At 38.7% G+C, this 13,452-nt stretch carries 17 protein-coding genes; all 17 read right to left on the bottom strand.

Translation table 11 applies throughout. The annotated features are described in order from the left end of the window. Positions 1–6: 6 nt before the first annotated feature. The 17 genes from EKM79_RS12450 to EKM79_RS03005 all read right to left on the bottom strand — a co-directional run bounded on the left by EKM79_RS12450 (position 7) and on the right by EKM79_RS03005 (position 12,674). On the bottom strand, positions 7–681 hold the full coding sequence (locus tag EKM79_RS12450; protein ID WP_125565723.1) for a BMC domain-containing protein: 675 nt from the start codon (positions 679–681) through the stop codon (positions 7–9). 11 nt (positions 682–692) lie between these two features. Then, a complete protein-coding gene (locus tag EKM79_RS02930) occupies positions 693–1,319 on the bottom strand; it encodes a cupin domain-containing protein (protein WP_125565725.1) in 627 nt (208 codons plus the stop codon). A 14-nt stretch (positions 1,320–1,333) separates the two neighbouring features. Further along, positions 1,334–1,597: a EutN/CcmL family microcompartment protein gene (locus EKM79_RS02935; RefSeq protein ID WP_125565727.1), complete on the bottom strand. Its 264-nt coding sequence runs from the start codon at positions 1,595–1,597 to the stop codon at positions 1,334–1,336. After that, positions 1,591–1,893: a BMC domain protein gene (locus EKM79_RS02940; protein WP_125565729.1), complete on the bottom strand. Its 303-nt coding sequence runs from the start codon at positions 1,891–1,893 to the stop codon at positions 1,591–1,593. Before EKM79_RS02940 ends, EKM79_RS02935 begins: the two co-directional genes overlap by 7 nt. Before the next feature lie 19 nt (positions 1,894–1,912). After that, complete coding sequence (gene eutJ, locus EKM79_RS02945) at positions 1,913–2,752, bottom strand: ethanolamine utilization protein EutJ (RefSeq protein ID WP_425454018.1); 840 nt, start codon at positions 2,750–2,752, stop codon at positions 1,913–1,915. Then, positions 2,736–3,308 carry a hypothetical protein gene (locus tag EKM79_RS02950; protein WP_125565731.1) on the bottom strand — a complete coding sequence of 191 codons (573 nt, stop codon included), beginning with the start codon at positions 3,306–3,308 and terminating at the stop codon, positions 2,736–2,738. Before EKM79_RS02950 ends, eutJ begins: the two co-directional genes overlap by 17 nt. After that, a complete protein-coding gene (locus EKM79_RS02955; protein ID WP_125565732.1) occupies positions 3,308–4,450 on the bottom strand; it encodes a 1-propanol dehydrogenase PduQ in 1,143 nt (380 codons plus the stop codon). The genes EKM79_RS02950 and EKM79_RS02955 overlap by 1 nt, the downstream gene beginning before the upstream one ends. A gap of 15 nt (positions 4,451–4,465) precedes the next feature. Continuing rightward, positions 4,466–4,864 carry a EutP/PduV family microcompartment system protein gene (locus tag EKM79_RS02960; protein ID WP_246005605.1) on the bottom strand — a complete coding sequence of 133 codons (399 nt, stop codon included), beginning with the start codon at positions 4,862–4,864 and terminating at the stop codon, positions 4,466–4,468. Between the two features lie 29 nt (positions 4,865–4,893). Further along, positions 4,894–5,250, bottom strand: coding sequence for a BMC domain-containing protein (locus EKM79_RS02965; RefSeq protein ID WP_125565734.1), 357 nt, complete (start codon positions 5,248–5,250; stop codon positions 4,894–4,896). A 153-nt stretch (positions 5,251–5,403) separates the two neighbouring features. Then, positions 5,404–6,357 (bottom strand): choline TMA-lyase-activating enzyme, encoded by a 954-nt coding sequence (gene cutD / locus EKM79_RS02970; protein WP_125565736.1) that lies wholly within the window; start codon positions 6,355–6,357, stop codon positions 5,404–5,406. Positions 6,358–6,382: 25 nt separating this feature from the next. Continuing rightward, the gene (gene cutC, locus EKM79_RS02975; protein ID WP_125565739.1) at positions 6,383–8,935 is read right to left on the bottom strand and encodes a choline trimethylamine-lyase; all 2,553 of its coding nucleotides are present in this window, start codon (positions 8,933–8,935) and stop codon (positions 6,383–6,385) included. Positions 8,936–8,957: 22 nt separating this feature from the next. Then, positions 8,958–10,412, bottom strand: coding sequence for an aldehyde dehydrogenase family protein (locus tag EKM79_RS02980; protein WP_125565741.1), 1,455 nt, complete (start codon positions 10,410–10,412; stop codon positions 8,958–8,960). Between the two features lie 15 nt (positions 10,413–10,427). Further along, on the bottom strand, positions 10,428–10,736 hold the full coding sequence (locus EKM79_RS02985; protein WP_125565743.1) for a BMC domain-containing protein: 309 nt from the start codon (positions 10,734–10,736) through the stop codon (positions 10,428–10,430). Positions 10,737–10,754: 18 nt separating this feature from the next. Further along, a complete protein-coding gene (locus tag EKM79_RS02990; RefSeq protein ID WP_125565745.1) occupies positions 10,755–11,054 on the bottom strand; it encodes a BMC domain-containing protein in 300 nt (99 codons plus the stop codon). A gap of 12 nt (positions 11,055–11,066) precedes the next feature. Beyond that, positions 11,067–11,351 carry a hypothetical protein gene (locus EKM79_RS02995; protein WP_125565747.1) on the bottom strand — a complete coding sequence of 95 codons (285 nt, stop codon included), beginning with the start codon at positions 11,349–11,351 and terminating at the stop codon, positions 11,067–11,069. Between the two features lies 1 nt (position 11,352). Then, entirely contained in the window at positions 11,353–12,369 is a 1,017-nt protein-coding gene (locus EKM79_RS03000; RefSeq protein WP_125565749.1) for a DMT family transporter, read from the bottom strand. Positions 12,370–12,380: 11 nt separating this feature from the next. Beyond that, positions 12,381–12,674, bottom strand: coding sequence for a BMC domain-containing protein (locus EKM79_RS03005; RefSeq protein ID WP_125565750.1), 294 nt, complete (start codon positions 12,672–12,674; stop codon positions 12,381–12,383). Positions 12,675–13,452: the final 778 nt, after the last annotated feature.

The following is a 13,452-nucleotide window of genomic DNA, read 5'->3' on the forward strand; positions in this document are numbered from 1 at the left end:
CTCAGGTCAATCTTTATTAAAGTAGTCGAACAATGCCTTAATAAGCTTCTCTTTATTGACTCGATAGATATCTTTTCTAGCTATCGGAAAATCCGAATGCTTCTTAGCCATGTTTCTTAGATCAACTACCTTCATGTTCTTTAATTCATCTTCAGTAATTGAACCTTCAGAAGTCTTTTCAGTCTTTGGAACATCTGCCGAATCAGCATTATTAATTGGATTATTTGTCGAAACATCCTTTGCTGGGTTTGCTTCTTCTGCCGATGGCTCTTCTGAATCAACTTCATCATGTTCATCAGTTACGTCCGAATCATTTTGGTTCGATCTGGATTTGACCTCGTCTATTTGACTTTCTGTTTCTTTCATTAATTCTTCTACATCATCTTCGTCTGATTTGATTGTTTCAGGTCCTTGTGGAAACAATCCCTCGATACTTTCATCAGGCCTTGGAATTACATGAGTTGAACAAAGTAATTCTTCACCGAGATTTCTGACTGCAGAATCAGCTGCATCTACAGCTGTCTTTACGGCGCCGACATCGCCAACAACTGTTACTGTTACCAATCCGCCTCTAACAAATTCTCTAGAGTGTAGCTGTACTTCTGCTGTTTTCAACATGACATCGAGAGCCTCGATTGAAGCAATCAAACCATGGGTTTCTACTAATCCTAATGCTTTCATCGCTTACTCCTTTAGACCAAATCGGCCCAGTTGGCTGGATACGTTGCATAAAAAATCTTTGCTTTATCTGGTGAACCCCATGTTACTTTGCTGTTCTTAGGTACAAAAACAACATCTCCCGCATGAGCAGTATAAGTAGTTCCGTCAATTGCTACTGTTAATGTTCCATCAATTACATAATCGATTTCTTCATAAGTTAGTTCCCAGTCAAAATGTGAATGATCGATTTCCAGGAATCCTGCACTTATATGTGATTCTTCTTTACTAATAATTTCCTGAAAATGAACGTTTGCATCTGGATTTCCTGTATCGAACACATCCATTTTGACGCTTGAACCATCGACGGTCTTTAATCCATTGCTATGCTTTTTGTAAACATAAGGTTTATCACTAGGTGTATCTCCAGCTAAGATTGCTCTTAGCATTTCCACGAGCGTCTCTTTAGTCAAATCATTTGGTAAGGCAACATTCAGAGGATTCACTTCTTGTGTTGCTGCTTCTTCAAACTTAAGATCTAAGGTATCTGCCATGTCTCTTGCTGAAGGAGTAATAATTGTGTTTTTACTGTCAATACAAATCGTCTGAGTGCCTTGTTCGTGTGCCTTCGTTACATCGTCAGCACATATCAATTTTTTCATAGCCTAGCCCTCTCCTATACAGATTCGCAATTTTCATCAATAATTCCGACAACAGCCGCATCAACTGGAATCGCATCATCTTCCAGCATTCTTCTTGCAGAAGATCCAGTAGTGATGATTACTCGATCACCGATTCCTGCTCCAATCACGTCACAGACTACCAATCGTTCCCCATCACGAGAACCACCTATTAATTCTGCAAGCATGAGCTTCAATCCATTCAGTCTGTCTGACTTTCTAGTTGCCCAAATATTATCGATTAGTTTGGCTGTTACCATTCTTCTTGAGCCTTACTTCCCTTTTGAATAGTCTCCATCGCTGACATTACTGATGCGGTATCACCGAAGATTGCTAGCATAATCATATTTTGTGGACATGACCCACGAATATCTTCAACAGTTACACCTACTGCTTTTTCTGCCAAGTCTGCTGCACAAACCATTTCAATCAGCTTACCTTGTACCAGACCCACTGCATCAGGAGTAGGAATTGCTTCCCTAGGTCCTGAACCTTTACGACGTTTTAAAATGGCAAGTGTTCCTTCACCAGGTGATTTGATAATTCTTAAGTCCATAGTGTTTCCTCCTATTCCTTTACATTAATTGATCCGTACAACTTAATGCGATTCCCAATGGTGTAACAAACATTGGATTAACAGGTTTAAATGTAGGTATCTTAGTTCTAGCTTCGATGATCTTCTCAAGTCCACCAAGACAAGCCGTTCCACCTACTAGGTATAATCCGTCAACATCGTATCCGTCGACTTGTTCTGTAATAATTGAAGCAATCTTTTCAATTACGGGTTTTAAAACTGTAATTAATTCCGGTTGATTCTTAGGGTCGCGTTTAAATAATTCTGCTTGATCAAATGGAAGTTTGTATGACCCAGCTGTTACCAAGGTCAAATGTGTTCCTCCAGTAGCTTCATCAGCTACCTTAACAACTCTTCCATCTTTAATGATTGAGATACCAGTGGTTCCACCACCAATATCAACAACCGCACCGTTTTTGATATTCAATACTAGATTTGCTGCTGTCGGCTCATCCAAAATATTTGTAAGCTCAAATCCGGCACTTTGTACAACATTTTTTATTGCTCCTCCGTCCAAGGTATCTGTCCCTGGAGGAATTGCTGATGCTGCGTAAATCAACTCTGTAGAAAGTTGCTCTTCCAGTTTTTCTTTTAATTCTCTAACTATCGTAATAGCACCGATGTAATCGACTACCATTCCATCTCTGACAACATCCGCGTAACGATATGCTCCAGCGACGGGTTGATAATTTTCATCCATTACTACCAATACAATACAGGCTGTTCCCAAATCTACTCCGGTGTAATAAGTCTTAGTCTCACTTTTAATTGGCTTCTTGATTACTTGTTCGAATTGGCTTACCAGCTCATCGCATTTTTGCATATCATTCGCTACCATCATGGCCTTCTCCTATCAATAAATGGATTTCGTTGTCGATACATTGAATCAAGCTGTCCAATGAATCACGTTGGGAATCTGTGGTCTTTCCTTTCAAACTTTCGGCAACTACTTGGCTGCGTTTTAGTTTGATCAAGATCTTCCCTTGTGGCGTAAGGAGGTTTTGCTTGTTTAATTGAGATTGTTCTTCCTTACTTGGAACAATTTCTTCTAATGAATCAACTACTTGGTCTTGTTGAATTTTCACAGGCATCTCAGACAGTGAAAAGATGCGCTGACTGGCTGCTAGATCGACTTCATTAGCCTTTAAAGCTGCATCTTGAAGTTCTAATTCCAACAATTGGAAGTTGTAATTCAATTCCTCAGTCTTTTTAGCAACGTCCTCAACTGTGGTCGCTACTGAATCAACTTTGGAGTTAGAATCAACTACTTTTATTTGATGATCTATCAAATATTGTCGAGCTCCAGGTGTTAATCGATCGTCAGAGGCAAGAAAGAATTTGGATAATGGTGTTTTTCTGTTTTCAAATTGAATGTCTTGCTCTGTTATGAAATGCATTAGAATCCACCTCTGCAAATTCTCTTGTACAACCCTTCAAGATCTTCTTTCTTAGGTTGCCTTGGATTTGTAAGTGTACATTTGTCTTTCATAGCTGCAGCAGCCATGTCTGGAATTGCTTCCATAAATTCCGCTTCGTCAATTCCACATTCTTCAATGTTCTTTGGAATGTTCATTTGTTTTGACATTCTTTGAATTCTGGAAATCAATAAGGTGACACTAGTTTTAGCTGTTCCTGATTGAACCCCCAACATCTTAGCTGCTTGTTGATACTTAGGTAATGCTGGTTCGCTATCTGTTGGCAAATCCAGTCCAGCGTTATAAGCAATGACATATGGTAATAGCATGGCGTTACATCTACCGTGAGCGATATGGAATCTACCACCTAAGGCATGGGCCAAACTGTGACTAATACCAAGTGATGCTTCACTAAACGCCATTCCTGCCAAACAAGATGCGTTATGAATTCTCTCTCTTAATTCAGCATTACTTCCATCTTTGTAGACATCTACTAGATCTTCCCAGATAATGCGCATTGCTTTTTCAGCAAGAGCATCTGTAAAGTCTGTGGCATCAGTTGAGACGTATACTTCAAGTGTGTGAGTCAATACGTCCATCCCTGTGTCAGCAGTTACACCAGCAGGTACACTTAATGTAAATTCTGAATCTAAGATTGCAATATCGGGAACCATTGATTCATCGACCAATGCAAATTTTCCGTTATTTGCAGGATCAGAGATTACAGCGAAAGATGTAACTTCACTACCAGTACCACTAGTAGTTGGAACACAGATCAATTGGATTTTTTTATCTTTCTTAACACCGAGATAAATGTGTCTAACTGATTTAGCTGTATCCAATGCGGAGCCGCCTCCTAAAGCAATGATTGCATCAGGCTCGATTTCAATTGCTTTTGCGATTCCTTTTGAAACAACATCAATACTTGGATCAGGTACAACTTCTGAAAATACTGCATATGGTGTTTTCAACTCATCAAATACTTTGGTGATATTGTCAACTTTGTGGGACTTTTCCATGAATGGGTCACAGATAACGAGTGCTCGGTTGATACCGAAGTCACGAATCTTATCAACTGCGCCATGTCCCGAATATATCTTTGTAGGCATTTTGAAACTTCCCATTTTTTCGCCTCCTCTCTAATTTAATAATTCGTTCAATTGTTCAAATTCTTCTGGTTTATCAAGATTTATAACGGCATTTATTTTGTTGATCCCTGTATCCAACAGTAATTGCTTTGCATATGAGTAATCATCTTCTGTGTATGACTCGCGATAAGTTATTACTCCGAATATGGGGACTCGGAAAACCTTTGCGAAGTTAGGTGGATAAGTACTCTTCAGTGCTTTCATTGGTTGGATAAACAATCCACACTTTGCTGTTTGTTGTAACGCTATAATGTGGTTATACATCCAGGGACATTCTAAATAATTATCAGGTACAGTAACTGTCTCTTTGCGATAAACGATATTGTCAACTTTTCTAAGTGGCACTTCCGATTGCTCAAGGTATGTAGCAATTGTCGCTTTACCGCTCAACCTCGGCCCAACGAGCATCACTCTCAGCCTCATGTCTTCGTTACTCCAACAACCTCAAAGCCAAGTACATCTCTAAATACTCGCAGAACCTCGGTCAAACTGACTTCAACGCTCTGTACATCTCCTGAGATAACTACTGAACCTGTGAAACGATCTAAGAACCCGACTGTGACATCAGCCGCCTTAGCAGCTGTATCGGCCGCAATCATCGCTGTTTCAAAGGGAGATACGTTGAGGATTCCAATGGCTCCTTCTTCTTCAATGCCTAAAGCTTGATAGACATCTTGAATCGGTGAAGCAATCACATGCGCCAAGGTAACTGTCTTACCTGGAATTGATTCTTCAATCATTCGTTGAGTGGTTTCTTCCTTGCTATCCACTACCATGGGAACCCCTCCTTTCCTTTGAAACTTTCGTTCTTAAACGGGCTTTTGAAATCCAACATCCTCCGCTTACTACGAATAACGAGTTTATCAACTCTGTTGATAATCACGTTATTCTAGGTAATGCTCAGACGTTCCCGACTTTCAACGCCCTCTCTAGTGACGAACAACTCTTACTGGGAAGTCATATTCTTTGATCCATCCTTCAATTCTTGTCAAATCTGCATCTGACAGGCTTGGATCTTCTTTAACTGGATAATCGATACCTAGTTGTCCATATTTAGCAACTCCTAGTTTGTGGTATGGAAGTAAATCGATACCGTGGAAGTTTGGCAAGTCTTTGTATGGCATCAAGAAATCAACTATTTGTTGGATTTCTTCATGACTGTCATTAACTTGTTTCAACATAGGCATTCTGATTTTAACGTTGTATCCTCTCTTGAATAATTCTTTCAAGTTAGCGAGGATCTTTTCGTTACTAATACCAGTTAATTCGTTATGTCTAACTGGATCCATGTGTTTCATATCGAATAAGAATAAGTCAATGTAATCTGCCATTTCCATCAAACGATCCATGCGACTGTGTCCACATGTTTCAATGGCTGTGTTAAGTCCATCTTCCTTGCAAGCCTTTAGAATTGCTAAAGCTGCATCGGGTTGAGATGTACACTCGCCACCACTCAATGTAACGCCACCGCCAGAAGTTTCGTAGAATGCATCATCTTCGTGAACTATCTTCATCAATTCTGATACTGTCTTGATTTCCCCTGTAATATGAAGGGCACTCATAGGACAAACCTCTTCACATTTACGGCAACCGTCACATGAAATGTCACGACGTACTTGGTGATTACCATTTTCATCAATGTAATGAATTCCCTTAGGACAAGCCTCAACACAGGCCATACATTGACTACAAATACTCTCTTTGTACATTACTTCGAATTTACGATTAAGGCCTTCTGGATTAGCACACCATCTACAACGTAGTGGACAACCCTTGAGAAAGATGATGGTTCGGATTCCCGGGCCGTCATACAGACTATATTTTTGTACATTGAAAACAAAGGCCTTTCTTTCTATCCGTTCTTTTTCTTGTGTATCAACCATACTTTCCCATCTCCAGCTCTAAAATCTACAATTGCGTAAGCATTGTACGACTAATAATTTCATCTTGAACGTCTTTACATAATTCAACGAAGAAGGCACTGTATCCAGCAACACGGACGATCAATCCACGATATTGTTCTGGATGCTTTTGAGCATCAATTAATGTCTTGTTATCCAAGTAGTTGAATTGCATTTGTCCACAACCTAGAGAATTTGCTGTTCTAAGTAATGTGATCAAACTTTCTTCACCTTCTGGTGTGTCCAATAATCCAGCCATGATCTTGTAGTTATGAACCATACCAATGTTCATACTGTCATTTGCCATCTTAGATACTGATTTAACAATTGCTGTAGGGCCTTTGTAATCTGCACCTTGTGTTGGACTGATACCATCTGATAATGGAACCCAAGCTTTACGACCGTTGGCTGATGCACCTGTCATTTGACCAAATGGTGTGTTGTTTGAGATTGACAATGTTCCGTGACTCAAGATTGAGTACAATGTGTGATATTGTCTGTGTTCCATTTCAGTAAAGTTAATTAGGTTAGCTGCAATAAGGTCAGCGTAATCATCATCGTTACCATATTTAGGAGCGTTCAAGCAATCTGTACGTACTTGATCGTATCCTTCGAAGTCAGCATTCAAAGCTTCGTTCAATTGATCCAATGTATATTTCTTGTCATCAAAGACTAATTTCTTAATAGCTGCCATTGAATCTGTGTATGTAGCAAGTCCTGACCAAACAACACCAGGTCCGAAGTTATACATTGCTCCTCCGGATGAAACATCTTTACCATGTTCCATACAACCTTCGTACATGATTGACATCAATGGTTTTGGAGCTAAGTCACGATGAACACGTTGTGAAATAACTGTAGCTACGTCTGTCCATTTTGTGATGTACTTAATTTGTTCTTTAACGGCGTGATCGAATTGATCGAATGTCTTGTATTGTGATAAGTCACCCAAGTCAGGTGTAACTTTCTTTCCGTACCATAGTGGAACACCATGATTAAGAGTTAATTCAATACAGATTGGCCATTGTGTATAAGCTGTTGATGTCCATTGATATAGACGACCTGATTTTTGAGGTTCAACACAGCCCATCAAGCAGTAGTCACGAGCATCTTCAATTGATACCCCTTTGGCTAACATGATCTTGATATGTGTATCATCGAAGTGACATGCTGGGAATCCCATTCCGGCACGAACAACATCTACGATCTTCTTAAGATATTTTCTTGGTGAATGAGCATGGATACGACATGCTAATGATGGTTGGTAAACCTTAACGTGTCTTACAGCATCCATTAATAGATATGTTAAGTTGTTAGTAGCATCTTGACCTTGTCTTGTAATACCACCGACACACATGTTAACGAATGGTTGGTAACCAGCGAAGAACTTAGAACCACCTTCACTTGTGATCCACATCATTTCTGACATCTTGATCAACATACAACCAGCAAGTTCAAAGGCTTCACGATTGTTCATACGTCCGGATTCTAGATCTGCCTTGAAGAATGGGTACATGTATTGGTCAACACGTCCGATTGACATACCTGTTTGGTTCTCTTCAACAACTAGCAATGATTCAACTGTCCAAACTGCTTGGATTGCTTCGTAGAATGTTTCAGGTTTGTGTGCAGGAACTTTAGCAGTAACTTCTGAAATCTTTTGAAGTTCAGCTTTACGTTTTGGATCTGTTTCTTTAGCAGCTTTTTCTGCAGCGTATTCTGACATACGGCGAGAGTAGATCATAACACCTTCTGTAGTATCAATAACTGACTTGTAGAAGTAGATCTTTTCGATATCATCTGGATTTTCATAATCCAATTTTTCAAGATGTTCCTTGGCCTCGTTTTGAATATCGAGCATACCCTTCTTCATCAAGATTACGTCGTATCCTGGGTTTGAATCTCCACCACCATTTAATTGGTGATATGAACAATCTGATACGAATGATTCACCTGATAATTCCCAAACACCGGCTTCACGGTATTGGTCTTCACAATATTCATCGACTGACTTGCCTTTCCAATATGGGAAGAGTTCTTCACGCATGATCTTCTTATCTTCATCTGAGATATAGAAAGGATCTTGTGGACGAGTACCAATTGTATCGATTTCGTCTTCCATCCAACGCCAAGCGATATCTGGTGAGAATGCTCCGGCACGAGGTGCTCCGTTTGGTGCACCAACGATTAATTCATTATCTTGAATTACTAGAGGTGCTGTTTCACAACAGTAGCGGAAACATTTAGCACGTAATTCAATTTTTGGCATACCAGGATTTTCTTTAGCAATCTTAGTAATGGCACGTGCACGATATGTTGTGATTGAAGGTACTTGATCCAAATAGTTTTCCTTCAATGCTTTCAATCTAGGTGTAATTCCGTTTGGAACTTCTGAACCAGTTTGATCATCTACATGATCTTGTCCTGCTACGATAGCTCCGTCTGAAGATTCGATGTGATCTGATACAGATGAGAACATCTTCATCAAAGCACTTCTTTCTTCTTGGCTTAAATCTTGTGTTGCTGCGGCGAGTTTAGTTGAAAATTCTTTAACGTCCATCTGACTCCCTCACTTTTCAAATTTATTGATCCATAATCTTTTTCAATACTTTTGCTAATAATTCTTTGTCCGCTGAAATATCTCTTTCCTGAGTTACTTCTTGAACTTGTACGTTATTACTAATATTTGGTTTCGTATATCCGATGTCTCTTTGATAAGTTAGGTCCTCAGCTACGACGTTCTTAGAAACAAATCCGCGTCCAGTAGTCAAACCGCCTAGAATCAATGAAACTGGTAATGTTGAATTTAATCCGATACTTGAGAAACTTGCTGGTCCATTGACAATCATTCTGCCAACTGGCTTCTTCAAAGCAAATTCTTTGATAACTTTTTCATCCTTTGAATAAATCGCTAAGGTATGACCATTTCTCTTTATCTTCAATAATCTGATACATTTTTCACATGCATGCATCCAATCAGGTTCTACATAGAATGTTAAGATTGGACACTTTAATTCATTGGTAAATGGATTCTCATCGAAGATGTATGGTTTCTCTGATACGAGAACCTTTGTATCTTCAGGTACGCTGAATCCTGATTGTTTAGCTAACCATGTGGCACTTTGTCCTACGAACAATGGGTTTACATGATCTTCATCTAAGAATAAGCTGCCTAGTAATTTTTCTTCCTCGTCATCTGACAAGAAGTGAGCTCCAGACTCCTTCATGTGTGACTTAACGTCATTGGAAACAACGCCTTCCGCAAGGACAAATTGTTCAGCTGCTGGTAAAAGTCCGTTATCAAATGATCGACTCTCTACAATTGATTTTGCTGCTTGAGCAATATCTGCGGTGTGATCAATGAAGACTGGTGTTGATCCTGTACCACCGTATATCATCGGTTTGTTGACTACATGATTGTTGTCAAAATATTTTGGAATACCGATATCAATTACGATTGAAGTATCTGGGTGAGCAAGTATTTGTGTAACACCTTCATCAGCTGTGTTTTCCATATAACCGATGGCTCCTTGTGGGAGACCGGCTTCTTGGCAAATGTGAGCCACTTTACTGTAAAATCTTGCAACAACTTTTTCAGTTCTTGGTTGTGGTACCAAGATAACCGTGTTACCTGATTTAATAGCAATCAATGTTGCATATAAACTGTTCAAAATAATATTTTCAGTTGGAAGTAGTACTGCAACGACTCCCAACGAAACACCAATCGTTTCAATTTGATTCTTGGAATTTTCCTTTAAGCTTCCGATAATTTTTTGATTTTTAAGCTTATCTTCTAGAATAGGAAGAAATTCTTCAAATAGTTTTAATTTGTCTTTCTTAATACCAGATTTTGTCTCTGCAATTTCCAAATCTACTAATTCAGGAATTTCAATGAGTATACCTGACATTAATTTATCAATTACTCGGTCAAGATCTTGTTGGCTGTATTCTTTCAAAAGAACATGGGCATCGCGCGCAGATTCGACTAATATCCTTGCTTCCTGGACTGACTTAAGATCTTTATCCACAAACTGCATACTGCCCAACTCCTTTTATTTTTCATCCAATAGGATGTCTAATGAGTAACGGTCGATAATCTTATTTAAATCTTGATGAGGGCTTGCAATAACAACTGAGCTATAAACTTCTGCTCCCATATTCTCGACTGCTTTAACCCCTGCCTCAACGGCTGATTTACATGCGGCCACATCGCCTTGGACGATTACCGAGATATAACCTGAAGCCGTATTTTCATAACCGACTACATCGACATCTGCGGCTTTGCACATTGCATCAGCTGCTTGAACTACAAAGACGAGGCCGAATGTTTCAATAGCACCGATTGCTTGGTATGTCTTCATATTCTCTCTCCTCGTACTTTACTGATGATCGATATCGTGAACTGATACGATATCTCCAACTGCTGGGATTGGTCTTGGAATGACGTTCTTGGCGGTTAATTTGCCAATCGCATCAGCGGCAACTGCTCCGGCTTCAACAGAAGCCTCTACTGCAGCAACATCACCTTTGATCATTACTGTTACTAATGTGGAACCGATGTTTTCATAAGAGATTAACTCTACATCTGCAGCTTTTAACATTACATCCGCTGCTTTCAAAGCTGGAACTAAACCAATAGTTTCAATGAAGCCGACTGCTTCTTCGCCTCTATATCTCACACCTCTGCCTCCTTACGCAACCCGATAACGTTTATCAATGTATTTTTCAACGGTACTTTTACCGTCATCAGTAATCTTGTATCTCATAATTAATTCATCATTATCATCTAACTCATAACTTGACATCTCTACCATTCCATTAGCTTCGAGTGCCATCAAATGGTCAAGATACATTTTTTCGTTAAATTGCTTTTCATTTCCATAATCGTCTTTTAAGGCTGCCATAACTGACTTAACATCGACTTCGTCTTTATCGAACATATAATTTAATACTGCTGTTCTGCTAGGTAATAACATTCTATGCATCCCCTTTTCTAAATAAATCTAAAGGATTCATTGTAACTACGATGGCTCCAAGGACGATGACAATTGATCCAATAACGATAGTTGCTGATAATGCTTGTCCTAAGAACAAGACTGAGAATAAAACACCCCAGAATGCATATGTAACATTAAGTGACATACCGATTGCACATCCAACCATTGAATTAGCTTTGTACCAAGTAACGAATGAAATGGCTGCACTCAATCCAGCGATTGCTAACCAAAGCACTGGTGATGGAGCTTGAATAGTTCCACCGAGTAATTTGATTCCGCCACCAATAAGTGGAACAACAATTAGTAATGCAAATAATCCTGAGATTAATTCACGTAGGTTAACTGCTACGTCAGTATCAATCATTGCGCCACCGAAACTCGAGAATACTCCTTCAAGTCCCCATGCAACTGCGGCGATCAATGCGCAAATAATTCCTAAAGTAAAGTTTGGAGCACCCTGTGGTTTAACAAAGTTAATAATAATTGCTCCGGCAACACACATTACCATTCCTAAAACAACACGTTTTGTAGGACGTTGCTTCAAGAAGATCCAAGCAAACAATGCTCCGAACAAACTGCACGTTGCTGAAATTGGAATTGCGTAGGCACCCGCTAATGCTAATCCAACAAGATAAGCACCATTAGCAATGGGGCCACCTAATAGGAATCCAATAACTAACATCATTCCTGGTTTAGTTTTCAATGTACGACCAAGTTCTCTCAAACGACCTTGTTTTGCGTTATAGAACAATAACCAAATTCCGGCAAATAAATCATTTAATCCTGATGCAACGAATGGTGCTGCCAGGATTCCTGCGGCACTTACTAGTGGATTATATCCACTTGCCACAACTACTAGAGTTGAATAAATACCATATGTCAACCCAGAAACTAAGCCGTTGGAAATTCCAGTTGCCTGGAATTTTTTACCAACAGCTTTCATTTTTGTATCCGCAGAAACTACGGAAGTGTTCATAAAGCTCTTTTCACTATTCATAGGAGTCCTCCTTATTCAGTAACGTTTACAGGTGCATTTGGAAGAATTGATTCTACTTCACCGTGTGGACGAGGGATTACATGAACTGATAATACTTCTCCAACTCGTTCTGCTGCTGCTGCTCCTGCATCTGTGGCTGCTTTAACGGCTCCAACATCGCCTCTTACCATTACAGTAACGATTCCGCCACCAACAAGTTCTTTTCCTATCAATGAAACATTCGCAGCCTTTACCATGGCATCCGCCGCTTCAATTGATCCTACCAAGCCTTTTGTTTCTACCATACCTAATGCATCGAATTTCATAATCGTTCCTCCTAGTTTGTGCGTTTAAAAACGCTTACATAACTTAACGATTTAAATATATGACCTACCCTTATGGTAGGGGTCAACAGCTAAATTAGCATTTGTGCATTTTTGCACAATCAAACTTATTTGGCACGATATTACTTTTAAATTATTGAGTATAAATAAAGGTAAATTAATGATGAAAATGCCTTTAAAAGGGCATTCATAAATTTTATAACTAATAAATAAAGTAATAAAATGCTCTTAAGTCCGGATTTGTAAATAAAAAAATAATTTTTTAATGACACTATTTTAGGAATAAAAAACGTATTTTTGAGATTAATTTTTAAAATCTAAAAAAATATTCCTAAAAAGTTTTTTCTCAGGAATATTTTTATAATCGTTGTTTTAACAGCATTTCAGCTATATTAAAAATAAAAATATACGCATTTTTAGCAACTATGTCCCTTAGGTCATGGTATTAACAAATATATATTAAAGGAATAAATATACCATTCTGTTTTTAGCTTTGACGCAAAATATGTAACAAAATTAATTAAAAAATCAGTTTTTTAAAATAAAGCATTATTTGGTGTTCTAAAAGCTATCCAAAACAAATAATCTAAGAAAAATATTAATTGTGATTTTTTCACTATTTACTGACTTTTAGCAAAAAAAATAAGCTTTGGGGTGTAACCCCAAAGCTTAAAAATTAGGTTCTATACTTTCTGGTATTGATGAATAATCAATACCAGTTTTTTTATTCCCTTTTAACACAAAAAGAACATCACTGTTC

Source organism: Companilactobacillus insicii (genome assembly GCF_003946015.1).
Taxonomy (GTDB): Bacteria; Bacillota; Bacilli; order Lactobacillales; family Lactobacillaceae; genus Companilactobacillus; species Companilactobacillus insicii.